This window comes from Nonomuraea jabiensis (assembly GCF_014204795.1).
Classification (GTDB): Bacteria; Actinomycetota; Actinomycetes; order Streptosporangiales; family Streptosporangiaceae; genus Nonomuraea; species Nonomuraea jabiensis.
This window is the reverse complement of the sequence record NZ_JACHMB010000001.1, coordinates 6081121-6106516: the sequence shown is the minus strand read 5'-3', so window position 1 is coordinate 6106516 and position 25396 is coordinate 6081121. Positions and strand designations below refer to the sequence as shown.

The 25396-nt window shown below is 73.3% G+C and carries 18 protein-coding genes; 11 read left to right on the top strand and 7 right to left on the bottom strand.

Features of this window, described 5'->3' with window-relative positions:
- Positions 1-7: 7 nt before the first annotated feature.
- Positions 8-3031, bottom strand: coding sequence for a glycoside hydrolase family 2 TIM barrel-domain containing protein (locus HD596_RS28130; protein WP_185072316.1), 3024 nt, complete (start codon positions 3029-3031; stop codon positions 8-10).
- 129 nt (positions 3032-3160) lie between these two features.
- Between HD596_RS28130 and HD596_RS28125 the strand changes: the two genes are divergently transcribed.
- The 5 genes from HD596_RS28125 to HD596_RS28105 all read left to right on the top strand — a co-directional run bounded on the left by HD596_RS28125 (position 3161) and on the right by HD596_RS28105 (position 12479).
- Complete coding sequence (locus HD596_RS28125) at positions 3161-4657, top strand: alpha-L-fucosidase (RefSeq protein WP_185072315.1); 1497 nt, start codon at positions 3161-3163, stop codon at positions 4655-4657.
- An 11-nt stretch (positions 4658-4668) separates the two neighbouring features.
- A complete protein-coding gene (locus HD596_RS28120; protein ID WP_185072314.1) occupies positions 4669-7161 on the top strand; it encodes a family 78 glycoside hydrolase catalytic domain in 2493 nt (830 codons plus the stop codon).
- Positions 7137-8153, top strand: a complete 1017-nt coding sequence (locus HD596_RS62125; RefSeq protein WP_185072313.1) for a glycoside hydrolase family protein — start codon at positions 7137-7139, stop codon at positions 8151-8153. The genes HD596_RS28120 and HD596_RS62125 overlap by 25 nt, the downstream gene beginning before the upstream one ends.
- A 9-nt stretch (positions 8154-8162) precedes the next feature.
- Positions 8163-9554: a glycoside hydrolase family 28 protein gene (locus HD596_RS28110; RefSeq protein WP_185072312.1), complete on the top strand. Its 1392-nt coding sequence runs from the start codon at positions 8163-8165 to the stop codon at positions 9552-9554.
- 66 nt (positions 9555-9620) lie between these two features.
- Entirely contained in the window at positions 9621-12479 is a 2859-nt protein-coding gene (locus HD596_RS28105; protein WP_185072311.1) for an AfsR/SARP family transcriptional regulator, read from the top strand.
- Here HD596_RS28105 and HD596_RS28100 read toward each other — a convergent pair whose 3' ends face one another.
- Both HD596_RS28100 and HD596_RS28095 read right to left on the bottom strand, forming a co-directional pair.
- Positions 12480-13136 carry a response regulator gene (locus HD596_RS28100; protein WP_185072310.1) on the bottom strand — a complete coding sequence of 219 codons (657 nt, stop codon included), beginning with the start codon at positions 13134-13136 and terminating at the stop codon, positions 12480-12482.
- A complete protein-coding gene (locus tag HD596_RS28095; protein ID WP_185072309.1) occupies positions 13133-14125 on the bottom strand; it encodes a HAMP domain-containing sensor histidine kinase in 993 nt (330 codons plus the stop codon). The genes HD596_RS28100 and HD596_RS28095 overlap by 4 nt, the downstream gene beginning before the upstream one ends.
- Positions 14126-14445: 320 nt before the next feature.
- On the opposite strand from HD596_RS28095, the gene HD596_RS28090 reads away from it, so the two are divergent.
- From HD596_RS28090 to HD596_RS28080, 3 genes are all read left to right on the top strand, one after another.
- Complete coding sequence (locus HD596_RS28090) at positions 14446-15732, top strand: ArsB/NhaD family transporter (protein ID WP_185072308.1); 1287 nt, start codon at positions 14446-14448, stop codon at positions 15730-15732.
- Between the two features lie 72 nt (positions 15733-15804).
- A complete protein-coding gene (locus HD596_RS28085) occupies positions 15805-16365 on the top strand; it encodes a hypothetical protein (RefSeq protein WP_185072307.1) in 561 nt (186 codons plus the stop codon).
- Positions 16366-16439: 74 nt separating this feature from the next.
- The gene (locus HD596_RS28080; RefSeq protein WP_185072306.1) at positions 16440-16979 is read left to right on the top strand and encodes a hypothetical protein; all 540 of its coding nucleotides are present in this window, start codon (positions 16440-16442) and stop codon (positions 16977-16979) included.
- A gap of 4 nt (positions 16980-16983) precedes the next feature.
- On the opposite strand, the gene HD596_RS28075 is transcribed toward HD596_RS28080, so the two are convergent.
- From HD596_RS28075 to HD596_RS28060, 4 genes are all read right to left on the bottom strand, one after another.
- Positions 16984-17664 carry a TetR/AcrR family transcriptional regulator gene (locus tag HD596_RS28075; RefSeq protein WP_185072305.1) on the bottom strand — a complete coding sequence of 227 codons (681 nt, stop codon included), beginning with the start codon at positions 17662-17664 and terminating at the stop codon, positions 16984-16986.
- 78 nt (positions 17665-17742) lie between these two features.
- Complete coding sequence (locus tag HD596_RS28070; protein WP_185072304.1) at positions 17743-19461, bottom strand: ABC transporter ATP-binding protein; 1719 nt, start codon at positions 19459-19461, stop codon at positions 17743-17745.
- Positions 19458-21260 (bottom strand): ABC transporter ATP-binding protein, encoded by a 1803-nt coding sequence (locus HD596_RS28065; RefSeq protein ID WP_185072303.1) that lies wholly within the window; start codon positions 21258-21260, stop codon positions 19458-19460. The genes HD596_RS28070 and HD596_RS28065 overlap by 4 nt, the downstream gene beginning before the upstream one ends.
- A gap of 81 nt (positions 21261-21341) precedes the next feature.
- Positions 21342-22229, bottom strand: a complete 888-nt coding sequence (locus tag HD596_RS28060) for a MurR/RpiR family transcriptional regulator (RefSeq protein WP_185072302.1) — start codon at positions 22227-22229, stop codon at positions 21342-21344.
- A 113-nt stretch (positions 22230-22342) separates the two neighbouring features.
- Between HD596_RS28060 and HD596_RS28055 the strand changes: the two genes are divergently transcribed.
- Genes HD596_RS28055 through HD596_RS28045 form a run of 3 tightly spaced genes read left to right on the top strand, consistent with a single transcriptional unit; the run spans position 22343 to position 25361 of the window.
- A complete protein-coding gene (locus HD596_RS28055; RefSeq protein WP_185072301.1) occupies positions 22343-23728 on the top strand; it encodes an MFS transporter in 1386 nt (461 codons plus the stop codon).
- Entirely contained in the window at positions 23725-24153 is a 429-nt protein-coding gene (locus HD596_RS28050; protein WP_185072300.1) for a GAF domain-containing protein, read from the top strand. Before HD596_RS28055 ends, HD596_RS28050 begins: the two co-directional genes overlap by 4 nt.
- Entirely contained in the window at positions 24150-25361 is a 1212-nt protein-coding gene (locus HD596_RS28045) for a metal-dependent hydrolase family protein (RefSeq protein WP_185072299.1), read from the top strand. Before HD596_RS28050 ends, HD596_RS28045 begins: the two co-directional genes overlap by 4 nt.
- The last annotated feature ends 35 nt before the right edge of the window (positions 25362-25396 follow it).

Genomic DNA, 25396 nt, shown 5'->3' with positions numbered 1-25396 from the left:
CATCCTCTCAGGCGGTCAACGTCATCGACCAGGAGTAGCGGCGGACCGGCAGCCGGTACCGCTCGGGCAGGGCGGGGCCGCAGGAGGCGCTGCCGAGGCCCTGCTGCCCGTGGTCCAGGTTGAGCCAGACGCGCCCGGAGTCGCGCAGGTCGTGCGGCCTGCCGGCGGCCTGCAGCGCCTCGCTGGTCCAGCGGCGGGCGGTGAAGTCCAGGTGCGGCTCGCCGTCCACGCGCAGGGTCGGCAGCCCCGGGCCGGACAGCTCCAGCCAGCGGGTCTCGACGTGGTTGCCGTTCTCCTGCGGCACCACGTACGGGGTCTGGAGCGCGTCGATCGCCCGCGCGAACCGGCCCACCCGCGCGGCGTCCCGGCTGTCGGCGTACGACTCGCCGGGGCCCCGCCCGAACCACGTGACGTCGGTGTAGCCGCCGGGCAGGGCGAACCTGGCGCCCATGCGCGGCGGGCTCACGCTCAGGTGGCCGTACGCGGTGTCGTGCCAGTCGCCGACGGGCTCGGCCTCGATCCGCAGGTGCAGCGCGCCGTCGCGCCACTGCCAGGTGTACGTGGTGCGGAACCCGAGGGTCCGGGTGGCGGGGCCGCTGCGGCCGCGGACGACGAGCGTGCGGTCGTCCGGGCTTTCGAGGGCGCCGGTCCGGTGCAGGAAGCGGTCGAGCCCCACGGCCTCCCAGTCGGCGGCGAGCGCGTTCCTGGGGCCCTGGCCGCGGTCGTTCTCGGTCGGGGCCCGCCACACGTCCAGCACCGGCCCGTCCACCTCGACCCCGTGCAGCCGGACCAACCGCCCGCTCCGCCGATCGAACACCGCCCCACCCACCCGCACCCCGCCACCGCCCCCCGGCGCACGGCCCACGGCGCTTGCCGCATCACTCGCGATGCCGCCCGGCAGCGGGCCGCCCGCAAGGCCATCCGCCGTTCCGCCCGCCGGCTGGGGAGCAGCGAGGGCGGTGGGCGAAGGGGTCGGGGGGCCGAGGCGGGACTGGGTGAAGGCGACCACGTGGCCCGCCGGCGCCCAGCCGGTCGCGGTGGCGAGGACGGCCTCGATCGTGATCCACGTCTCGCCATCCGCCGCGACCGCGACCGCCGGCAACGGCACCCGCACCGTCTCCCGCGGCCCGCACCCGGGGACCCGCAGCACGCCCCCCTCCGACGCGGGGACGCCGTCCACCTCAACCCACCACCGGAACTCCAGGTGCCCGAGGTCGATCAGGTCGTGCTTGTTGGCGACCACCACCTCCCCCGCCCCCACGTCCACCGCGATCCCGACCGGCTCGATCGCCTTGCGCAGCTCCGCCAGCCCCGGCGACGGCGTGCGGTCCGGGAACAGCAGCCCGTCCAGGCAGTACCGCCCGCCGTTCGGCTGGTGGTCGATGTCCCCGCCGTGCCGGAAGTACGGGCGCCCCTGCGCGTCGTGCCCCGTCAGCCCGTGGTCGATCCACTCCCACACGAACGCCCCGCAGAACCGCTCGTACGACTCCAGGATCGCCTGGTAGTCGGCCAGCGAGCCGGGCCCGTTCCCCATGGCGTGGACGTACTCGCACAGCAGGAACGGCAGCCCGCGACGGCGCACGTCGTCGGCCGACTCCGGCACGACCCCGTCCGGCGGGTCCTCCTCGCGCCGCCCGATGCGCTCCAGGTCGTCCAGCGACGGGTACATGAGGCTGTGGAAGTCGGAGTGCCGGTAGCTCGGGTCGCGCTCGTAGTGCAGCGGCCGGCCGGGGTCGCGGGCCCGGATCCACCGTTCGATGTCGCCGAACGCCGGCCCGCTCCCGCTCTCGTTGCCCAGCGACCAGATGACGACGCTGGGGTGGTTCTTGTCGCGTTCGACCATGCGCCGAGCCCGGTCGAGGAGGGCGTCGCGCCACATCGGCTCGGCCGGCGGGTTGCCCTCCCAGCCGGCGTAGATGAACCCGTGGGTCTCGATGTCGCACTCGTCCACCACCCACAGCCCGTACTCGTCGCACAGCCGCAGGAACTCCGGGTGCGGCGGGTAGTGGGCGGTGCGCACGGCGTTGACGTTGTGCCGCTTCATCAGCACGATGTCGCGGATCATGGTGTCGCGGTCGAGGGCGCGGCCGCGTTCCGGGTGGTGTTCGTGCCGGTTGACGCCGCGGAAGAGGACCGGCCTCCCGTTGATCAGCAGCCGCCCGCCGGCGATCTCGACGGTCCTGAACCCGATCGGGAGGTCGATCGTCTCCCCTGCCGCGGTGAGGGTGCCGCGGTAGAGGCGCGGGCGCTCCGCGCTCCACGGTTCGACGCCGGGGACGGTGACCTCCTCGCCGGTGGCGACCGCGAGCCCCAGCTCGGGGATCTCGACCAGGCCGGGGGCGTCGGCGGTGACGAGGAGGGTGCCGGAGCCGTCGGAGGCGTCGTAGGAGGCGCGGACGGTGAAGTCGTCGATGCCGCCGGAGGGGCGGGCGAGCAGTTCCACGTCGCGGAAGATGCCCGGCAGCCACCACATGTCCTGGTCCTCGAGGTAGCTGCCCGACGACCAGCGGTGCACGCGTACGGCGAGCAGGTTGCCGCGCGGCCGGACGAGCCCGGTGACCTCGAACTCGAACGGCAGCCTGCTCCCCTTCGAGTGGCCGAGCAACGAGCCGTTCAGCCAGACCGTGCCGCAGGAGTCCACCCCCTGGAAGCGCAGCACGGCCCTGCCGCCGGGCCAGCCGACGGGCCAGCCGACGGGCAGGTCGACGGGCAGGTCGAAGCGCAGGCGGTAGTCGCCCGTGGGGTTGCCCTCGGGCAGGTGCGGCGGGTCGATGGGGAACGGGTAGGCGGTGTTGGTGTAGAGCGGGCGGTCGTGCCCCTCCAGCACCCAGTGCGACGGCACCCGGATCGTCTCCCAGCCGGTGTCGTCGAGCGCCGGGTCGGGCAGCGAAGGGCCCGTGCCCTCGGCCGTGCCGGAGAGCCGGAAGCGCCACCGGCCGTTGAGCGACAGGCGTGGCGCGTCGGAGAGGAAGTCCGCGCGTGGCGCCCGCCGTCCGGAGCCCGGCCCGGGGTCTTCGTGGAAGTCAACCATCGTCCCTCCGAGACAAAACGTTTTAACCCTATACGCGAAGATCCCCCGCCTTCCAGCCCGTCATGCATTGACATCAGATACTGAATAAATATACTTCGCCTAAATCGTTTGAATAAGATGGGTGGGCCCATGCGAGGGTTTCTGCCGGATTGGGAATCGTTACGCCGTCACCACATCCCCGACTGGTTCGGAGAGGCCAAGTTCGGGATCTGGTCGCACTGGGGCCCGCAGTCCGTGGCGAGCTCGGGCGACTGGTACGCCCGCCACCTCTACGGCATGCAACCCGCCTCCGAGCCCTGGGAACGCCGCCGCGCCGACCGCCAGCACGCCCACCACCGCGCCCACTACGGCGCGGGCGGCGCGAAGGACCTCTTCCCGCGCTGGCGCGCCGAGCGCTTCGACCCCGGCGAGCTGATCGACCTGTACGTCGCCGCCGGCGCCCGCTACTTCGTCGCCCTGGCCGCCCACTGCGACAACTTCGACCTGTGGGACTCCGGGCAGCACGCCTGGAACGCCACCCGCATCGGCCCCCGCCGCAACATCGTCGGCGCCTGGGAGAAGGCGGCCCGCGCGGCCGGGCTGCCGTTCGGGCTCAGCTTCCACAACAACTGGACCTGGCGCTGGCTCGACGTCGCCCACGGCGCCGACCCGGTCACCGGCGAGCCGCACGACGGCGGGCTGACCAAGGGCGACGGCGCCGGCACCTGGTGGGAGGGCCTCGACCCGGCCGAGCTCTACCCGGCCAGGCACGCCCCGGGCGCCAAGCCCCCGCCCCAGGTGGCGGACCGCTTCTACACCCGGGTGCGCGAGGCGATCGACCGCTACCGCCCCGACCTGGTCTACCTCGACGACGGCCGCCTGCCGTTCGACGCGGGCAGCGTGGTCGAGTCGGAGCCGGTCAGCACGCGCGGTCTCGACCTGCTCGCCCACTACTACAACACCTGCCTCACCGGCGGCCTGGTGACCGTCAAGGACGTCCCCGACGCCGACCGCACCGCCGTCGTCCTCGACTGCGAGCGCCGCCAGCTGGACGCGGCGCAGCCGTACCCCTGGCAGTTCGACACCAGCGACGGCGAGTGGTTCGACTGCTCGGACGACGACCCGATGTTCCACCCGCGCAAGACGTCCCAGCAGGTCGTCCACACGCTCATCGACGTGGTCAGCAAGAACGGCACCCTGCTGCTCAACGTCCCGCAGCGCGCCGACGGCACCGTGGACGCCCGCGCCCGCACCCTGCTGGGCGAGGTGGGCGACTGGCTGCGGATCTGCGGCGAGGGCGTGTACGGCACGACGCCGTGGAAGCGCGCCGCCGAGGGCGCCACCGGCCTGGGCGAGACCAGGGGCTACGAGGGCTACAACGAGGCCGACCGCGCCTACCGGCCGGGCGACATCCGCTTCACCCGGCGCGGCGACGCGGTGTACGCCACGCTGCTCGCCTGGCCGGCGGGCGGGACGGCCGTCATCACCAGCCTGGGCACCGGCGAACGGCTGCTGGAGCGCCGCCCCGCCAGGGTCGAGCTCCTGGGCCACGGCCCCGTCACCTGGCGGCTGGCCGCGGAGGCCCTCTACGCCGACCTGCCCCCGACGCCACCCACGAAAGCCGCGTACATGCTCAAGATCACCTAGGGAGTCCAGTCATGGTGACGAACCTGCGAACGTGCGACCTGATCGACCCCCTCGGCATCGAGCTCACCCGCCCGGCGTTCAGCTGGCAGCTGACCGGCACCACGGCGCAGACCGGCTACCACGTACAGGTCGAGCCCGGATTGTGGGACACCGGCGAGGTCGAGTCAGCCGACCAGCGCGTGGTGTACGGCGGGCGGCCCCTGACCTCCCGCACGGCGGCGAGCTGGCGGGTGCGGATCCGCGACGCCGGCGGCCGGTGGTCCGGCTGGAGCCCGCCGGCCCGCTTCGAGCTGGGCCTGCTGAGCGCGGACGACTGGACGGCCTCGTGGATCACCCACCCCGACTGGCACGACGAGGGCAACCCGCGAGCGGGCGAGGGCAGGCCGCTCCCGCTGCTGAAGGGCGAGTTCGTCCTGCCCCAGCCGGTCACCCGCGCCCGGCTGCACGTCGCGGGCCTCGGCGTCTACGTCGCCACGGTGAACGGCGCGCCGGTGACCGACGCCGTGCTGGAGCCGCCGTACACGGACTTCGCCAGGCGCGTCGTGTACGCCACCCACGACGTGGCCGAGCTGCTGCGCGAGGGCCGCAACGCGCTCGGCGTCGAGCTGGGGCCGGGGATCGCGCACGTCTTCCCGCACCAGGACCGGTACATGAAGTTCTTCGGCTCCAAGGCGGCCCCGCGGGCCATCGCGCAGCTCGAACTGGACTACGCCGACGGCTCGTTCGGCCGGTTCGTCACGGGTCCCGACTGGCGGGCCGCCGAGGGCCCGACCGTGCGCTCCCACTGGTACGGCGGCGAGGACCACGACGCCCGCCGCACCGCCGCCGGCTGGCGCCCCGCCACCGTCGTCCCCGGCACGAAGGACGTGCTCAGGTCGCGCGCCTGCCCGCCCATCAGGGTCACCGAACGGCTGCCCGCGACCGCCCGGCTCACCGCCGGCGACGGCACGCCGGTCTTCGACGTCGGCACGGTCGTCGCCGGCTGGGCCGAGCTGAGCCTGGACCTCCCGGCCGGCCGCTGCCTGCGGCTCGTGCCCGGCGACCAGCTCGACGACTACGGCCGGGTCATCCAGTCGAAGCCCACCACCGGCGCGCCGATCTTCAACACGTACGTCACCAAGGACGGCCCGCAGACCTGGCACCCGAGCTTCCGCTACGACGGCTTCCGCTACGTCGAGGTCCAGGGCCTGCCCGAGCACGTCGGCCCGGAGGCCGTGACCGCGCTCGTGCTGCGCGCCGACAACACCCCCACCGGCACGTTCGAGACCTCCGACGCCCTGGTCAACGACATCCACACGATCATCGACCGCGCGGTGCGGGGCAACATGTACAGCGTCCTCACCGACTGCCCGCACCGGGAGAAGCTGGGCTGGCTGGAGCAGACCCACCTGCTCTTCGACGTCGTCGCCTACAACTACGACGTGGCCGCCTACTACCGCGAGCTGCTGGTCACCATCGCCGAGGCGCAGACCGGGGACGGGCTGGTGCCGGACATCGCGCCGGAGTTCCTGGTCTTCGACGCGCCCTTCAGGGACGACCCCAACTGGGGCGGCGCGATCGTCCGCATCCCGTGGCAGCTCTACCGCTGGTACGGCGACCCGTCGGCGATGCAGACGCACTACGACGCGATGCGCCGCTACGTCGACTACCTCACCTCCAAGGCCGAGGACGGCGTCCTGGGCCACGGGCTGGGCGACTGGATCGGCCTGGACGACTCGACGCCCGTCCCGCTGGTCTCGACCTGGGGCTACTGGCGGGCCGCGAGCACGATGGCCCGCGCCGCCGGCGTGCTGGGCCGCGACGACGACGCCAAGCGCTACCGGGCCCTGTCCGAGCAGATCACCGCCGCGTTCGCCCATGCCTTCTCCGGTGCCCGCAGCCAGGCGTCGGAGATCCTGGCGCTCGACATGGGGGTCAGCACCGACGAGCGGGCGCTGGACCGGATCTCCGAGGCGGTGGCGGGCGGCGGCATCACGGTCGGCGAGATCGCGCTGCCGGCCCTGTTCAGGGTGCTCGGCCGGGCGGGGCGGCACGACGCCCTGTGGGCGTTCGCCACCTCGACCAGCCACCCCAGCTACGGCTACCAGGTACGGCACGGCGCCACCGCGCTCACCGAGGCGTGGGACGGGCCGACGAGGGGCCTGTCGCAGAACCACTACATGCTGGGCGCCGTCGACGCCTGGTTCTACCGCGGCCTCGGCGGCATCGGCCAGGCGCCCGGCTCGAACGGCTTCCGCAGGCTGCTGATCGAGCCCGCCGCGCCCGGCGACCTGGAGTCGGTGCGGGCGAGCACCGTCACCCCGTACGGCGGGGTCGAGGTGTCCTGGACCCGCGCGGACGGTGAGTTCACGCTCGACGTGACGGTCCCGCCGGGCTCGTCGGCCGAGGTGCGGCTGCCCGAGCTCGGGCTCGCCCGGCACGCGGTGCCGGACGCGGCGGTCAAGCTCGGGGCCCATGCCTACGAGGTGCCGGCCGGGCGGTGGACGTTCGGGGCGGGCCGGTGATCGGCACGTACGACGCCGCCCGCGTCAGGACGCCGCACAAGGCCGGCAGGCTGCTGGTCGAGGGGTCGCGGGAGCCGGGCAGGTTCGACAGCCTCTTCGTGGACTGCCCGTTCGTGTGCTCCGACGGCGGCGAATACCTGATGACGTACGTCGGCTTCGACGGGACCGGCTACCAGACCGCGCTGAGCCGATCGGCGGACCTGGTGTCGTGGACGCCGGGCGAGGTGATCCTGCCGCGCGACCCCGCGCACCCGTACCGGGGCTACAACGCGGCGCTCACGTCGATCGTCCGCGACAACCGCCTCGACTCCCCCGGCCAGGTGATTTGGCTGGACGGCCGGGCGGTCGGCACGTACCACGCCTACCCCGAGGCGGGCATGGAGGTGGGCGCGGCGGTCATCGGGTTCGTGACCAGCCAGGACCTGCGTACCTGGACGGACGTCGGGTCGGTGCTGCGCCCGCAGGACGGCGGCGCGTGGGAGCGCGGCGGCCTGTACAAGTCGTGGCTGCTGCGCCACGACGGCCTCTACTACTGCTTCTACAACGCCAAGAACCGCACCTACGACGGCTGGCGCGAGCAGATCGGCTACGCCGTCTCCCCCGACCTCGAACGCTGGGAGCGCCCGGACCCCGGCCCGGTCGTCCCGCACGGCGGCCCGGGCGAGTTCGACGAGCGCTTCGCCTCCGACCCGTGCGTGCTGCGCGACGGCGACTGGTGGGTGATGTTCTACTTCGGGCTCTCCTTCGACGGGCACGCGCGGGAGAGCTTCGCGGTCTCGCGCGACCTGCGTACCTGGCGCAAGAGCGGCGAGATCCTCATCGACGTGGGCCCGCCGGGCTCGGCCGACGACACCTACGCGCACAAGCCCGCGCTCGTCACCCACGCCGGGCGGCCCCACCACTTCTACACGGCGGTACGGCGGGTCGAGCCGTACCAGGTCGGCGAGCACACGCTGGTCGAGCGGCGCGGCATCTCCCTGGCCCATGGATAGGAGCACACCGTGAAGTCACGCAGGAGCTTCCTGGCCGCGGCGGCCGGCGCCGTGCTGGCGCCCCAGCCGGCCGGCCGGGCGGAGGCGGCCCCCGACCTGGACGGCTGGGCCAGGGTGCCGGGGATCCGGCGGCGGATCAGGCCGCCCCGCTTCCCCCGCCGCACCTTCCCCGTCACGCGCCACGGGGCGGTCGGCGACGGGACCGCGATGTGCACCGACGCCTTCAGGCAGGCGATCGCGGCCTGCGCGGCGGCGGGCGGCGGGCGCGTGCTCGTGCCCGCGGGGACGTACCTCACCGGCGCGATCCACCTGGCCGACAACGTCGAGCTGCACCTGGAGGCGGGCGCCACGATCCGGTTCAGCCGCGACCCCGCCGACTACCTGCCGGTCGTCCACACCCGCTACGAGGGCGTCGAGCTGATGAACTACTCCCCGTTCGTCTACGCCTACGAGCGGGAGAACGTCGCGATCACCGGCAGCGGCACGATCGACGGCCGGGCCGACGCCACGCACTGGTGGGACTGGTCGGGCGACCCGCCGCCGTCCGAGCGGCCCGACAAGAACCTGCTGGCGGCCATGGCCGAGCAGGGCGTCCCGGTGGCCGAGCGGGTGTTCGGCGCGGGCCACTACCTGCGCCCTAACCTCATCCAGCTCTACCGCTGCCGCAACGTCCTGATCGAGGGCGTGACGGTCAAGGACTCCCCCATGTGGAACATCCACCCGGTCCTGTGCACCAACGTGACCATCCGCGAGGTCACCGTGGACAGCCCGAACGGCCCCAACAACGACGGCTGCGACCCCGAGTCCTGCGTGGACGTGCTCATCGAGCGGTGCGAGTTCAACACGGGCGACGACTGCGTGGCGATCAAGGCGGGCAAGAACGCCGACGGCCGCCGGGTGAACGCGCCCTCCATGAACGTGCTCGTGGACTCCTGCGTGATGCGCGACGGCAACGGCGGCGTGACGATCGGCAGCGAGACCACCGGCGGCGTGCGCTGGGTCTACGCCTGGAACTGCACGATGAGCAGCCCCCGCCTGGAGCGGGCGATCCGGGTCAAGACCAACCCCGACCGCGGCGGCTACGTCAGGGACGTGTACTTCAGGGACATCACGGTGGGCCAGGCGGCCGACGCGGTGATCGAGGTGGCCCTGAACTACGAGAACAAGGACACCGGCCCGTACTTCCCCGACGTGGGCGCCATCGACGTGCGCCGCCTGCGGGCCGGGCGGGCGCCCAGGGCGTTCAACCTGATCGGCAACCCGGGCAACCCGATCAGGGGCGTGCGGGTGGCCGACAGCGTGTTCGAGGAGATGGCCGAGGACGACGTCGTACGCGGCGTGACGGGGCTCGTGCTGCGCGAGGTGTGGATCAACGGCCGCCGCGTGGACTCCGGAGGATGAGGCGGTTCCGCCCACGATGATCGCCGACTGGGTAAGGTGAAAGCCGATCACGGAGAGGGGCGGCCGTTGGGCGGTGCGGAGTTCCGGCTGCTGGGGCCCGTGGAGATCTGGTCGGGCGGCAGGTCACTCGGGCCCTCGACCGCGCAGCAGCGCTCGGTGCTGGCCATGCTGCTGCTCCACCCGGGCCGCACGGTGCCGCTCGACCGGCTGGTGGAGGCCGTGTGGGGCCAGGAGCCGCCGCCGTCGGCCCGCAACGCCATCCAGGGGTACGTGTCGCGGCTGCGCCGGGTCCTGGCCGGGGTCCCCGACGCCGAGCTGGCCACCTCCCCGCCCGGCTACCGGCTCGACCTCGACCCGCTGCGGGTCGACCTCTACCTGTCGCGCCACCTGGTCGAGCGGGCGCGGGCGGCCGGCCAGGACGAGGCGGGCGCGCTGCTGCGGCGGGCGCTGGACCTGTGGAGCGGGCCGCCGCTGGCGGGGGTCGCCGGCGAGTGGTTGCGCGAGACGTTCGGCGGGCCGCTGGAGGAGGAGCGGCTCGCGGCCGTCGAGGAGCGCATCGCGGCCGATCTGCGCCTCGGGCTGTGCCGGGAGCCGCTGGCCGAGCTGCCGGTGCTGATCGGCGAGCATCCGCTGCGGGAGCGGCTGGCGTACCTGCTGATGGCGGCGCTGCACCAGGACGGGCGCAGGGCCGCCGCCCTGGAGGCGTACCGCGACGCCAGGCGGCGGCTCGTCGACGGGCTGGGCATCGAGCCGGGCGGCGAGCTGCAGGAGCTGCACCAGCGCATCCTGCGCGAGGAGCCGGAAGCCGAGCCCCCGGCGGCGCCGGCCACCGGGGGCCCAGTGGAGGGCCCAGTGGAGGGCCCAGTGGAGGGCAGGGCGGGGGCCACGGTGCCGGCGGAGGTGCCCGCCGCGGTGGCGTCGTTCACCGGGCGGGCCGAGGAGGTGGCGCGGGTGAGCGCGGCGCTGGCCGGCGACGGGCCGGGCGCGGTGCGGATCTGCCAGATCAGCGGCATCGGCGGCGTCGGCAAGTCCTCCCTGGCCATCCACGTCGCCCACGCCCTGGCCGGCCACTACCCCGACGGCCAGCTGTACGTGGACCTGCACGGCGCCTCGCCGCAGGTCGCCCCCGTCGATCCGGTCGAGGCGCTCGGGCGGTTCCTGCGCTCGCTGGGCGTGGCCGGGTCGGCGGTGCCCACGGACCTGGAGGAGGCCGCGGGCCGCTTCCGCTCGCTGACCGTCGGCAGGAGGATGCTCGTCATCCTGGACAACGCCAGGGACGCCGCGCAGGTGCGGCCCCTGCTGCCCGGCAGCCCGACCTGCGCCGTGCTGATCACCAGCCGCCGGATGCTCACCTCGTTCGACGGCGCCACGCAGGTGTCGCTGGACGTGCTGCCCGACGGCGACGCCCTGGCCCTGCTGGGCGGCATCGTCGGCGACGGGCGGATCGCCGCCGAGCCCGCCGCCGCGGCCGACGTGGTCCGGCTGTGCGGCGGCCTGCCACTGGCGCTCTGCCTGGCCGCGGCCCGGCTGCGGGCCCGGCCGTCGTGGCAGGTGTCGGCGCTGGCCGGACGGCTGGCCTCCGCCCACCGCCGCCTCGACGAGCTGCGGGCCGACGACCGGGGGCTGCGCGCCAGCTTCCAGGCCGGCTACCAGGATTTGAAGTCCGACGCCGACGGGGTCGCGGCGGCGCGCATGTTCCGGCTGCTCGGCCTGCTGGACGGCCCCGACCTCGGCCTGCCCGCGGCCGCCGCGCTGGCCGGCCTGCCCGAGGAAGGCGCCCAGCGCCTGCTCGACCTCCTGGTGGACGCGCGGCTCGTGCAGGAGCGCGCCCCCGACCGCTACAACCTGCACGACCTGCTGCGGCTGTTCGCCCGCGAGCGGGCGGCGGAGGAGGAGAGCGAGCCGGCCAGGCGGCAGGCCGTGGAGCGCGTGCTGCACCACCACCTGGCCACCGCGCGCACGGCGATCGAGATGCTGAAGCCGGCCTACACGTGGCGCAACGAGGTCGGCCCGAGCTCCCTCACGCGTCCCGGGCTGGCGCTGGAGACGAACGAGGACCTGCGGGCCTGGGTCGACGCCGAGGAGGACAACCTGCTCGCGGCCGTCGGCCAGACGCGCGGCACGCCGGCGGCCGGGCTCGGGGTCGCGCTGGCGGTGACGTTCGCGGTCCCGCTCTACTCCACGGGCCGCTGGCGCGGGCTGCTGGCCCTCAGCGAAGCCGCGTTGCGGGCCGCCGAGCACACCGCGGAGCCGTTCGACGAGGCCGTGGTCCTGGGCGACCTCGGCTGGGCGCACGTGTGCGTGGGCAACCAGATCGTCGGCATCGCCCACATGAACCGTTCGCTGGCCATCCACCGGCGGCTGGGGAACAAGCGCCGCGCGGCCGCCCTGCTCGACCACCTCGGCATCGCCTACCGCGGGGCCGGCCGCTTCGACGAGGCCGCCGACCATCATCGGCAGGCCATCGAGCTCATGGACGACCGCTACGGGCAGGGCGCCATCCTCACCCATCTCGGGCTGGTCTACCAGCGGGCCGGGCGGTTCGCCGAGGCCGTCGAGGCCGGCGTGCGATCGGTCGCGATCCTGGAGGAGACGGGCGCGGCGATCGACGTGGTGATCGCCCTGGCCAACCTCGCGGAGGCGTACCGGCTGGCGGGCGACCCCGGCCGCGCGGTCGCGCACCACCGCGAGGCGCTGGCCCGCTACCGGGCCGCGGGCCACGGCGGCGACTACGTCGAGGCGGAGAGCCTGTGGGGGCTCGGGCAGGCGCTGAGCGAGAGCGGCGAGTGCGACGAGGCCCGCCGGCTCTGGCGCAGGTCGGCCGCCATCCTGCACGGCCTCGGCCTGATCAGCGCCGAGGAGCGGCACTCGATCGACAACGACGACGTGCCGGCCGTGCCGCAGGTCATCCAGCGCATGCTCTGATCAGGGCTCGACGAGGCCGGCGCGGATGGCGTAGCGGGTCAGGTCGAGGCGGTCGCGCATGCCGAGCTTCTGCAGGATGTTCGCCCGGTGCCGGTCCACGGTCTTGACGCTGATGACGAGCGTCTCCGCGATCTCCTTGGCCGAGTTGCCCTCCGCGATCAGCTTGACGATCTCCTCCTCCCGGGGCGTCAGGATGCTCTCGGGCATGCGCTCGCCCTCGCGCGAACGCTGCAGGTAGTCGCGGATGAGCGCGGTGACCGCCCCCGGATACAGGAACGGCTCGCCGCGCATCGTCGCCCGGCACGCCTCCAGCAGGTCCTGGTCGGCGACCGACTTGAGCACGTATCCCGAGGCGCCGACCTTGAGTGCCTCGAAGAAGTACTGCTCGTTGTCGTACATCGACAGGATCAGGATGCGGATGCCGGGCGCGCGGCGGGAGATCTCGCGGGCCGCCTGGAGCCCGGTCATCCGCGGCATCGCGATGTCCAGGATGGCCAGGTCCACCGCGTCCTCCGACGCGGCCGCGACGGCCTCCGCGCCGTCGGCGGCCTCGGCGACGACCTCCAGGTCCGGCTCCGCGTCGAGGATCATCTTCAGTCCCCGGCGGACCAGCGCGTGGTCGTCGGCCAGCAGGATCCTGGTCTTGGCAGTGCTCACCGCGTTGGGCTCCGATCGTTCGGGATGGTCAGGTGGACGCGGGTGCCCTCCCCCGGCGGGGAGTCGACGGCCAGGCGGGCGCCGATCAGCAGGGCGCGCTCGCGCATGCCCCGGATCCCGGCCCCGTCCTGGCGCGCGCCGCCCTGCCCGTCGTCGGTGACGCGCAGGGTCAGCCGCCCGTCCCGCGTGCCCAGCGACAGCTCGGCCCGCGTGGCGCGGGCGTGCCTGGCGATGTTCGTGAGGCTCTCCTGGGCGATCCGGTAGAGCACGAGCTCGACGTCCGCGCCGAGCTCGGGCAGGTCGTGCTGGACGGCGCGGGCCACCTGGACGCCGCTCATCTGCGAGACGTCGCTGCACAGGGCGGCGAGGGCGGCGTGCAGCCCGAGGTCCTCCAGCACGCCGGGCCGCAGCCGGCGGGCGACCTGCCGGACCTCGTCGAGGCTGGCGCGCACGGTCTCCTGCACGCCGTGCAGGTCCTCGCGCAGGTCGTCGGGCGCGCGGTCGACCACCCGCTTCAGGCCGAGGAGCACCACGGTCAGGCTCTGGCCGATCTCGTCGTGCAGCTCGCGGGCGATGCGCCGCCGCTCGCCCTCCTGGGCGGCCAGGGCGTGGCCGCTGCTGGCGCTGCGCTCGGCCTCCAGGCGGTCGAGCATCGCGTTGAACGTGGCGATCACGTGGGTGAGGTCGCTGTTGCCGCCAATGGGCAGCCGGTCACCGGTACGCAGCAGGTCCACCCGCTGCATGAGCGTGGTCAGCGCGTCCAGCGGGGCCAGGCTGCGGCGCAGGAGCAGCGCGTTGGCCGCCAGCATCAGCGCCAGGCCCACGATCAGCACCGGCACCTCGGCCAGCACGAGCGGCGCGGACACGGTGGCCGGTGAGATCGCCAGGACGAGCGTGGCCACCGCGAACACCAGCCCATTGATCATGAACAGCCGCCGGAACAGCGCCTGCGCCGGGCTCCTGGTCGTTCTCTTCGCCCCCTCGGTCATTTCACCAGCCTCTTTGTCTCCCGGTACGGTTGTCGATCCGGCCTGACCCCCATCCTGCGCGACGCCCCTACATGCTCCGACCCTCCCCAGATGGGTGCTGGACCCGATGGTGCCGGGCCCGCCCGGACGACGAGACTGGAGCGGAGCCGCCGCCCGCGAAGGATGACCTCGATGCGGCGCGCGCACGAGACGATCATCCTGGAGCGGCGGCTCACCAAGCCAGAAACCGTTCGACTCCGGAGGTCGATAGCCGTGTGCCGCCAATCCCACCTTGTACCGTCATGCCCCGCCGCCCGGTCCGGGCCGCCGGGGCTTGACGGATGAGCGCATTCGTAGCCCTCGCGATCTTCCTGGTCGCGTTCTTCTTCATCGCCACGGAGAAGGCCGACAAGGTCAAGGTGGTGCTCATCGCCGCCGGGCTGATGGCCGTCCTGGGCCTCGTCCCCGGCGCGGAGGTGTTCTTCTCCGAGCACGAAGGCGTCGACTGGAACGTCATCTTCCTGCTGTTCGGCATGATGATCATCGTCGGGATCATCAAGCAGACGGGGGTCTTCGACTACCTCGCCATCTGGGCCGCCAAGCGGTCGCAGGGCAGGCCGTACCGGCTGATGGTCATGCTGATGGCGATCACCGCCGTGGCCTCGCCCTTCCTCGACAACGTCACCACGATCATGCTGGTCGCGCCGGTCACCATCATGGTGTGCGACCGGCTGCGCATCCCCGCCCAGCCGTACCTCATCGCGGAGGTGCTGGCCTCCAACATCGGCGGCGCCGCGACCCTCATCGGTGACCCGCCCAACATCATCATCGGCAGCCGGGCGGGGCTGACGTTCAACGACTTCCTGGTCCACATGGCGCCGATCGTGGTGGTCGTCTTCGCCGTGTTCGTGCTGCTCACGCGGGTGCTGTTCCGGGGGTCGTTCCACTACGACGCCGGGCACGCCGCGGCGGTGATGGCGCTGGACGAGCGGCGGGCCATCACCGACCCGCGGCTGCTGACCCGCTGCCTGGTGGTGCTGGGCCTGGTGATCGCCGGGTTCGCGCTGCACGCGGTGGCTCACGTGGACCCGTCGATCGTGGCCCTCGTGGGGGCCGGGGTGATGCTGATGGTCTCGCGCACGGACGTCAACGAGGTGCTGCGCGAGGTCGAGTGGTCCACGCTGGTCTTCTTCATGGGCCTGTTCATCATGGTCGCGGGCCTGGTCCACACGGGTGTCATCGCGGCGATCGGCACGTGGGCCCTGGACGCGCTGGGCGACGACTACTTCGTCGCCGCGACGGCGCTGCTGTTCGGCTCGGGCGTGCTGGGCGCGTTCTTCGACAACATCCCGTACGTCGCCACGACCGCCCCGATCGTGGAGGGCGTGGTCGCCCAGATCCCCGACCCCAGCACCGGCCAGGCGTTGTGGTGGGCGTTCGCGCTGGGCGCGGACTTCGGCGGCAACGGCACGGCGGTGGCGGCCAGCGCCAACGTGGTGGCCCTCGGCATCGCCGCGCGGTCCGGCCACAAGATCACCTTCTGGCAGTTCACCCGGTACGGCATCGTCGTGACGGTCATCAGCACCCTGATGGCCTGGGCGTACGTCTGGCTGCGCTACTTCGCCTGACGGGGAGATCAGGGGAAAGTCAGGGGCGATCACCGATGAGCGCCCCTGACCCGACGGGGCATCGTGGGCCTCATGAACCGCCTCACCCAGATCTCCTTCACCGCGGCCCCCGCCGCGCTGCTGGCCGGCAGTCTCCTCAAGCGCCTCCCGGGCGCCGACGCCGTCGGCGGGCCGTGGTGGGCGGCCGCGCACGCGGTCCTGCTGGCCGGGTTCCTGATGTTCGGCGTCATGCTCCTGGCGCTGCGCCGCATGGCCGGGCCAGTGACGGGCGGGTGGCGGGCGGCAGCGGACGTCGCCACGGCGATGGCGCTGCTCAGCACGGCCGCCAACGCCATCGGTCTCGCCGTCGACCTCTACAACAGGTTCGAGAGCCCGCGCGTCGCGGCGTGGGAGCCGTTCGTCTACGGGGCCGCCTTCGCCGCCCTGGTCGCGCTGGCGTCCGTGCTCGCGGTGCTGCACCGCGTCACGGTGCTGAGCGCGGCCGTCACGGCCACGGGCGTGGCGGTGCTGATCGGGGGGCTGCTGGAGCCGGCCCTGACGCCGGTCGGCATGGCGCTCATCTGGCTGGGCACGCTGCTGCTGAGCCGGGGCCCGGCCGAACCGGCGGGGCAGATCGGCTACCGGCTCCACTGAGCGATCGTCCGCGCTTCAAGTGGGTACGTCCATGAAGGCCCCGACTCCCGGCTTTCATGAAGGAGTGGTTCCCCATGCTCTACGTCTTCGGCTTCGACCGGATCGGCGTGGCAGTGAGCGACATCTACTTCCTCGACCCCGACCCGATCAAGGGACAGGAGGGCGCCGAGCGGGGCGTACGCCTGGAGCTGCGGAAGCTGGATCCCGGCGAGCTGAAGGGGTCGATCTACTCGGCCCGCCCCATCACCGTCGAACGCCCCCTCTGGCGGGTGGACCTGCTGGAATCGGTCAACAGCACGCCCGGCAGCTTCGACCGCACCCACCATCACCCCGGCATCGACGGGTGGGAGCCGGGGCGGCGGGTGTTCGACAAGGAGCTGTCCGGCGAGCCGCTGAAGTGGCTGAGCAGCCGGCTGGCCGACCTGGAGGGCGTGCTCGACGAGGTCGGCGTGGACCGCGGCGAGGTGAGCCCGGCGGACGTGGCGGGCCTGCGCGAGCGCGCCCAGGAGATCGTCGAGACCGTCGCCCGCCTGCTCGACGGCGTCCACTCCGGCGCCCTGGCCACCCCGCCGGACGACGCGCCGGCGACCAGCGTCCGCGCGAGCTGGTTGTGACTTTCTAGGGGGCCAGACCGGCCGCGATGCCGTCCAGGACGAGGCCGAGCTTGCGGTTGAACCACACGGCGGCCGGTTCTGACAGCGCCCGCCGCATGACGGGCGCCACCTCGGGGCCGACCGCCTCGGCCCAGGCGTCGGCCGAGCCGTCGCGGACCCTGGCCGGGCCGGCGGAGCCGCCCGCGGGCGCGTCGAGCTGCTGGCCCCTGCCGAAGACGTCGATCGCCAGGTCGAAGACGGTGTCGACGGCGAGGAACGCGTCCTCCACCGTGAACCCGTAGCCGATCAGGCGCTGGACGGCCGCGCCGAAGCGGTGCATCACCTCGTCGGGGAAGCGCTTGAGCTTGAGGAACTCCTTGATCAGGCCGGGGTGGGCCTCCAGCAGCGCCCACAGCGCCCCGGCCTGCGCCTCCAGGTCCGAGCGCCACTCGCCGGTCGGCTCCGGCCAGTCCGCCTTGCCGATCGCGCGGTTGATGGCCACGATGACCAGCTCCTCGCGGTCGGCCACGTGACGGTAGAGGGCCGAGTGGGCGACCCGGAGGCGGTCGGCCACGGTGGCCAGGGTCAGGTTGTCGAACCCGACGGCCAGCGCGGCGTCGGCGATGTCGGGCCGGGTGATGCGCGGCGGGCGGCCGCGCGGGCGGCCCAGCACGCGCCACTCCCGCGCCGTCGTCTCCTCACCCATCGAGCCCCCTGCCTCCGTCGATCACGTCGCGCCGCCCATCGGTCAGGCGCGTGTCGATCACGTCGCGCCGCCCACCGGTCAGGCGCGTACGAGGCGCCAGCCGCGGGCCCGCGCGCGTTCCTCCCAGAACGCAGCGTACCGGCCGCCTGCCTCCAGCAGCTCCTGGTGGGTGCCGCGCTCGGTGATCACGCCGCCCTCCAGCATGACGATCTGGTCGGCGGCGGCGATCGTGGTCAGCCGGTGCGCGATCACCAGCAGCGTCCGGTCGCGGGCGAGCGTGGCCAGCGCGTCCATCAGGGCGGACTCGTTCTCCGGGTCCAGCGCGGCGGTGGCCTCGTCCAGCAGCACGATCGGCGCGTCCTTGAGGATCGCGCGGGCGATGGACACCCGCTGGCGCTCGCCGCCGGAGAGGGTCGCCCCGGCCTCGCCGATCCTCGCCTGCCAGCCGCCGGGCAGCCGCTCGGCGATCTCCTCGACCCGCGCCAGCCGGCCCGCCCGGCGGACCTCCTCGTCCGTGGCGTCCGGCCGCCCCAGCCGGATGTTGTCCTCCAGCGTGCCCTCGAACAGGTACACGTCCTGGAACACGATCGACAGCTGGGCCATCAGGTCCTCGGGCGCGTAGTCGCGCACGTCGTTCCCGCAGACCCGGACCGATCCGGCGGAGACGTCCCAGAAGCGGGCGATGAGCCGGGTGAGCGTGGTCTTGCCGGACCCCGAGGGCCCGACCAGCGCGGTCACCGTGCGGGGCGCGACGGTGAAGCTCACGTCCCGCAGCAGCGGCCGCTCGTCGTAGGCGAAGCTCACCCCGTCCAGCTCGATCGACGGCTCGCCGGCCCGCGCCGTCCCGACGGACGGCAGCGGCGGCGTGGTCAGGACGTCGCGGATGCGCCGCAGCGCGCCGCGTGCCATGCGCAGCTCCCCGCCCACGTCGGCGGCGGCCAGCAGCGGCTCGGTGAACCGCACGGCCAGGACGAGCACCCCGACCAGCTCCGGCACGTCCACCGCGCCGCCGAGCGCCAGCGAGCAGCCCACCAGCAGGATCGCGGTGAAGGCGAGCTGCACGGTCAGCGCGACCGTTCCGAGGCCGGGCAGCGTGGTCCGCAGCAGGCGCCGCAGCACCGACCGCTGCCGCACCAGCGCGCCGTCGAGCAGGTCGTAGCCGTCCGCCGTGCGCCCGAACGCCCGCAGGGACGCCTGCTGCCGGGCGAACTCCACCACGCGGTCGGCCCCCTCGGCCCCCGCGTCGTCCATCGCGGTGTCGCTGCGCTGCACCAGGGTCTGCGTCCAGCGGAAGGCCAGCCACAGGAACGGCGCCGTGACCAGGGCCGCCAGCCCCAGCCGCCAGTCGAAGACGAACATGCACGCCAGCACGGTCGCCGGCGCGGTCACCGAGGTCACCACGACCTGAAGCAGGTGGGCAGGCACGCTCATCACGTCCATGACGCCCTTGCCCGCGAGCTGCCCGAGCCGGCCCACCCGGTCGGCGCTGAACCAGCCGACCGGCAGCCCGGCCACGTGGTCGCCGATCCGGTGGTAGAGCGTGCGCAGGGCGGCCAGGCCGACCGCGTAGCCGTACTGCGACTGCACGTAGGAGGCGACGGCGGTGGCGGCGACCACGGCGGCGAAGGCCGCGAGCCACGCTCCGGCCGCCTCGCCGGACAGCAGCGCGCGCAGCACCGGCACGAGCATCGCGAACGACGCGCCCTGCAGCACGCCGTACACGATCATCGCGAGCAGGCTGCGGCGCAGGCGCGCGCCGTGTTCGGGGCCGAGTACGGCGCCCAGTTCTCCGATCATGCCCGGGTCCAATCCCGATCGTCGTCGCGTACGTGGGCCGCCCACAGCCGGGCGTAGAGCCCGCCGGCCGCGCGGAGCTCGTCGTGGGTGCCGCGCTCGACGATCCGGCCGCCGTCGAGCACCGCGATCTGGTCGGCGCCCGTGATCGTGCCCAGCCGGTGGGCGATGACCAGCAGCGTGCGCCCGGCCACCAGCGTGGACAGCGCGTCCTGGATGGCCGACTCCGACTCCGGGTCGGCGAACGCGGTGGCCTCGTCCAGCACCAGGATCGGCGCGTCGGCCAGCAGGGCGCGGGCGATCGACACGCGCTGCGCCTCGCCGCCCGACAGGTGGGCGTCCTCCCCGATCACCGAGTCGTAGCCGCGCGGCAGCTGCGTGATCCGATCGTGGATCTGGGCCGCGCGGGCCATCCGCTCGACCTCCTCGCGTCCCGCGCCGGGGCGGCCGAGCGCGATGTTGTCCGCGACGGACGCGCGCAGGAGCTGCACGTCCTGCAGGACGAAGCCGACGTGGTGGTACAGCTCGGCGGAGCCGATGTCGCGCACGTCCACGCCGCCCACCGTCACCCGGCCCGAGCCGGGGTCGTAGAAGCGGGGCAGCAGCTTGGCCAGCGTGGACTTGCCCGAGCCCGACGGCCCCACCAGCGCGGTCACGGTGCCGGGCGCCAGCGTGAGGTTCACCTCGCGCAGCACCGGCGTGCTCCCGTCGTACGAGAACGACACGTCGTGGAACTCCACCCGGTGGCCCTGCGGGCGGGTCGGCTCGGCCGGCTCGGGCAGCGGCGGCGTCGCCAGCAGCGCGGCCACCCGCCCGGCCGACTCGGCCGCGCGCCGCAGCCGCATCGAACCCATGTCCAGGGTGAGGAACGGCGCCGTCAGCGCCACCCCGACCAGCACGAACGGCAGCACGTCCACCGGCGCCAGCCAGCCGTTCGCGGCGAACACGACGCCTCCCGCGGTGGCCACGAGCAGCATGGTCGGGGGCGAGATGAGCGCGTTCGAGACGCCGCTGAGCCTGAGCATGGGCCGCACCCAGGCGCCGAAGAACTCGGCGAAGTCGTCGGCGGCCTCGGCGAAGCGCCGGTAGGAGCGCCTGGCCTGCCCGAACGTCTTGATCACCGCGATCCCCTGGACGAACTCGACCACGGCGGCGCTGATCCTGGTGTTCGCCTCGCTCCAGCGCCGCATCTGCTCGTCGTAGCCGCGCATCATGACCGCGAACGCGGCGGCGAACAGCGGCACGGGGATGAGCACGACGAGCGTGAGCCGCCAGTCGACGTACAGCAGGTAGGCGAGCGCGGCCAGCGGGGTCACCACGGCCGCGAGCAGGTCGAGCAGGGCATGCGCGACGAGGTGGTGCATCTCGCGCACGTCGTCCTGCAGGACCTTCTTGACCTGGCCCGAGTTGCGCTCGCCGAACCAGCCCAGCGGCACCCGCGACAGGTGCGCGGCCATCCGGCGGCGCAGGTGGAGCTGCAGGTCGGCGTCCGCGAAGTGGGTGATCGCCCCGGCCAGGCCGAACGAGGTGAACCTGACCAGCAGCCCGGCCACCGCGATCCCGGCGATCAGCCAGACCCGGCCGGTCTCGGGGGCCGGGCCGAGCAGCACCCTGGCCAGCTCGGCCACGCACACGAACGGCACGAGCGCCGAGACGGCGTACACCACCTGGAGCACGGCGGCGGCGACCAGCCTCGGCCGGATGGGGGCGAGCAGCGCCAGTAACGCGGCGCGGTCGGGAGCGGGCCCGCTGTCCTCGGGCGGTGCCGCCACGGGGGCCGCCGGTTCGGCGGTGATCGTCATGGGTGAGCCTCCGCGCTTCGAGGGTTTCCGCCTGCGATCGATTTTGTTACAGGCATTCTCGAATAGGCAAGGCTCACTTAACTAACTGGGGTGGTTAGGGGTGGCCGGGCGGCGGTGCAGCAGGCCGAAGCGGGTCCACATGGCCTCCGCCGCCTCGATCGAGGCGCCCGTACGGGCCGGGTCCACGGCGGCGAGCTGGGTGACCAGCGCCTGGGCGACCGCCATGCCCGCCGTCAGCGACGGGAAGAACGCCTCCCCCTCCGCCGGCACCATGACCACCTCCTCGGCCGCCTCGGCCAGCGCGGGACTGGCCGCGTCCGTGAGGGCGAACACCCGCACCCCCTGCGCGCGGGCCACGTTCGCGGCCAGGACCGTGCTCTCGTACAGGCGCCAGAAGCTGATCGCCACCAGCACGTCCCCGGCGCCGAGCGCGGCCACCGCGTTGGCCAGCTCCGCGTCGCCGTTGGTCACGGCCGTGACGGGATAGCCCGCCAGGCGGGCGTTGTGGGCCAGGGCCAGCCCGACGGCCGCGTAGCTGCCGTCGGCGACGATCACGGTACGGCCCGCCGCGGCGACGGCCTCGGCGATCGTGAGCAGGACCCGCTCGTCGAAGCGGCGGTTCAGCAGCGCGAGGCTGTCCAGGTCGCGCCGGAGCGAGCGGGAGCTGGGCGAGCCGGTGCCGCGGTGCTCGGCGGCCACCTGGCCGGCGCTCAGCGAGGACAGGTAGCGCGCCCGCAGCTCCTGCTGGAGCGCCGGCCACCCGGCGAACCCGAGCGCCTGCGCCGTGCGCGTCACGGTCGCCACGTTCACCCCGGCGACGTGCGCCAGCTCGGCCGCGGACTCGAACGACGCCCGCCGCGGCTGGGAGAGCAGGATCTCCAGCACCGCGGCCGCCTTGCCGCGCAGCCCCCGCGGGGGCACCCGGGTGCGCAACCAGTCTTCGAAGCTGTCCGCGGCCTGCTCTGTCACCGTGTCCCTTTCCACTGCCAACCTGCAAAGACCATTGCATTTCTGACATTTCGCACTATATGTTGCTGCGCAATCAACCTGAAGGGGCCATGACCTCGGGAAGGTGTTGTTCTATGACCCTGTTGGCCCGTCTGGACCGGCTCCCGCTGAGCCGTCCTCACTACCTGCTCCTCCTCATCGGCGGCCTCGGCTACACCTTCGACGGCATGGACTCGGCCGTCGTGGCATTCTTGCTCCCCAGCGCGCAGGATGCGTGGGGCCTGTCCAACGGCCAGCTCGGCCTCATCGGGTCCGCGACCCCGTTCGGGTTCCTGTTCGGCGCGACCGTCGCCGGCCTGCTCGGCGACCGCATCGGCCGCAAGAAGGTCATGATGTACGCGCTCGCCTTCTACGCCGTCTTCTCCGTGGTCGCCGCGTTCGCCCCGAACTACGAGGTCTTCCTGGGCTCCCGGGTGCTGGCCGGGGCCGGCGCGGGCGCGGAGAGCGCGATCATCGCGCCCTTCCTGTCGGAGTTCGTGCCGGCGAAGCGGCGCGGATGGTTCATCGGCGCGCTGGCCGGGTTCTTCTCGTTCGGGTTCGTGATGGCGGCCCTGATCGGCCGCTTCGTGGTGCCCACGATGGACGACGGCTGGCGGATCGCGCAGGTGATCACCGCGCTGCCGATCGTGATGCTGCTGTGGTGGCGCCGCTCGCTGCCGGAGTCGCCGCGCTTCCTGCTGCAGAACGGCCGCGTGGACGAGGCCGAGGCGGTGGTCGCCGACCTCGAACGCCGCGTCGAGCGGGCCACCGGCCAACCGCTCCCGCCGGTGCCCGAGTCTGCCGCCCAGCCCGTCACCAACGCGGCCACCAAAACAGCCGGGGTCAACCTGCTCAGCGCGCTGCGGTTCCTGTGGAGCCCGGTCATGGCCAGGCGGACGGCTGTGACGTGGCTGATCTGGTTCGTGATCACGTTCTCGTACTACGGGTTCTTCTCGTGGATCCCGACCCTGCTCGTGCAGCGCGGCATCACGGTGACCAAGAGCTTCGAGTTCTCGATCATCATCTACCTGGCGCAGGTCCCCGGCTACTTCTCCGCGGCCTGGCTGTCGGAGCGGCTCGACCGCAAGAACACCATCGCGATCTACCTGTCCGGCTCGGCGGTCAGCGCGTTCTGGCTGTCGCAGATGGACTCGCCCGCCACGATCACGCTCGCGGGCGCGGTGCTGTCGTTCTTCCTGAACGGCACGTACGCGGGCGTCTACTCCTACACCCCCGAGGTCTTCCCCACCTGGATCCGCGCCACCGGGACGGGCCTGTCGAGCGCGTTCGGGCGGGTCGGCAGCATCCTGGCCCCGACGATCATCGGGCTGTCGGCGGCGAACCTCGGCTTCGGCGGCGTGTTCGGCCTGACCACGGCGGTGCTGGTGGCCGGGGTGGTGTGCGTGGTCGTGTTCGGCCTGGCCACGGCCGGGAGATCACTTGAGGAACTGACGGAACCCGCCAAGGAGGCGAGCAGATGACCGGATTGAGCGAGCTCGAGGAGACCGTGCGGCGGGAGGTGGGAGTGCGGCTGTTCACGGTCCTGGCCTGGGTGCCGGAGCGGCGGGCGCTGCGCCGCGTCCACACCAGCCATCCCGAGCAGTATCCGGTGGGTGGGGAGAAGACCGTGGAGGTCGCCCAGGGCTGGCTGGCGCGGTGCATCGAGGGCCGGGAGCCGTACTTCGGCAGGGACCGGGCGGCGGTGCGGGAGATCTTCGCCGACCACGAGCTGATCGAGAGCCTGGGCTGCGGGACGATCATCAACGTCCCCGTGGTCGACCAAGGGGAGGTGCTCGGCGTGCTGAACATCCTCGACGCCGAGGGAAGCTATGACGAGGAGTCGGTGGCCGTGGCGCGCTCGCTCGCGCCGCTCGCCGTCCCGGCCCTTCGCGGGGGTGCCGCGTGAGCCTGCTGCTGCGTAACGCGCTGATCCTGGACGTGACGAGCGGCGAGTACGCCGAGGGCGACCTGCGCTGCGCGGACGGCCGGGTCGCCGAGACGGGCCCCCGGCTCAGCGCGCCGGACGGCACGCGGGTGATCGACGTCGCCGGGGCGCACGTGGTGCCGGGGCTCATCGACGCGCACGTGCACGTCACCGCCTCCACCGCGAACCTCGGCACGCTCGGCTCCATGTCCCCCGCCTACGTCGCCGCGCACAGCGCCCAGATCATGGGCGGGATGCTCGACCGGGGCTTCACCACGGTGCGCGACGCGTCCGGCGCCGACTTCGGGCTGGCCGACGCGCAGGCGGAGGGGCTGATCCGGGGGCCGCGGCTGCTGTTCTGCGGCAAGGGGCTGAGCCAGACCGGCGGCCACGCGGACTTCCGCGGCCGGGGCGAGCACCAGCATGACGACCACCCGTGCTGCGCCGGTGTCGGCCGCGTGGCCGACGGGGTCGACGCCGTCCGCGTCGCCGCCCGCGACGAGCTGCGCAAGGGCGCGCACCACATCAAGGTCATGGCCTCCGGCGGCGTGGCCTCCCCGACCGACCGCATCGACTCGACCCAGTACTCCATGGACGAGCTGCGCGCGGCCGTCGAGGAGGCCGAGGCGGCCAACCGGTACGTCGCCGCCCACGCCTACACCGCCCGGGCCGTCAACCGGGCGCTGGAAGCCGGAGTGCGCTCGATCGAGCACGGGAACCTGATCGACGACACGAGCGTGGAGCTGTTCCGGCGGCACGACGCGTTCCTGGTGCCGACGCTGGTGACGTACTGGGCGCTCAAGGAGGAGGGGCTCACGTTCGGGCTGCCCGAGCGGAGCTGGCGCAAGGTGGACGAGGTGCTCGAGGCCGGGCTGGTCGCGCTGGAGCGGGCCGCGCGGGGCGGGGTGCGGCTGGCGTACGGGACCGACCTGCTCGGCGGCATGCACCGGCACCAGAACCACGAGTTCCGGCTGCGGCGGGAGGTGCAGCAGCCGATCGACGTGCTGCGGGCCGCGACCGCCGGGGCGGCCGAGCTGGTCGGGATGGCGGGCGAGGTCGGCACGCTGGCCGTGGGGGCGCACGCGGACCTGCTCGTGCTCGACGGCGATCCGCTGGCCGACATCGGCGTCCTCGCCGACCCCGCCCATTTCAAGCACGTCGTCCAGGCGGGCCGGGTCGTCTCCGGCTGAGCCGGGGCCCGCTCCGGGGCGGGCGGCGTTGCATA

Bases quoted from the DNA above. Each gene is read 5' to 3' on its own strand.
- HD596_RS28130 (WP_185072316.1), bottom strand. From the start codon at position 3,031: ATGGTTGACTTCCACGAAGACCCCGGGCCGGGCTCCGGACGGCGGGCG.
- HD596_RS28125 (WP_185072315.1), top strand. From the start codon at position 3,161: ATGCGAGGGTTTCTGCCGGATTGGGAATCGTTACGCCGTCACCACATC.
- HD596_RS28120 (WP_185072314.1), top strand. From the start codon at position 4,669: ATGGTGACGAACCTGCGAACGTGCGACCTGATCGACCCCCTCGGCATC.
- HD596_RS28095 (WP_185072309.1), bottom strand. From the start codon at position 14,125: ATGACCGAGGGGGCGAAGAGAACGACCAGGAGCCCGGCGCAGGCGCTG.
- HD596_RS28090 (WP_185072308.1), top strand. From the start codon at position 14,446: ATGAGCGCATTCGTAGCCCTCGCGATCTTCCTGGTCGCGTTCTTCTTC.
- HD596_RS28085 (WP_185072307.1), top strand. From the start codon at position 15,805: ATGAACCGCCTCACCCAGATCTCCTTCACCGCGGCCCCCGCCGCGCTG.
- HD596_RS28080 (WP_185072306.1), top strand. From the start codon at position 16,440: ATGCTCTACGTCTTCGGCTTCGACCGGATCGGCGTGGCAGTGAGCGAC.
- HD596_RS28075 (WP_185072305.1), bottom strand. From the start codon at position 17,664: ATGGGTGAGGAGACGACGGCGCGGGAGTGGCGCGTGCTGGGCCGCCCG.
- HD596_RS28070 (WP_185072304.1), bottom strand. From the start codon at position 19,461: ATGATCGGAGAACTGGGCGCCGTACTCGGCCCCGAACACGGCGCGCGC.
- HD596_RS28065 (WP_185072303.1), bottom strand. From the start codon at position 21,260: ATGACGATCACCGCCGAACCGGCGGCCCCCGTGGCGGCACCGCCCGAG.
- HD596_RS28055 (WP_185072301.1), top strand. From the start codon at position 22,343: ATGACCCTGTTGGCCCGTCTGGACCGGCTCCCGCTGAGCCGTCCTCAC.
- HD596_RS28050 (WP_185072300.1), top strand. From the start codon at position 23,725: ATGACCGGATTGAGCGAGCTCGAGGAGACCGTGCGGCGGGAGGTGGGA.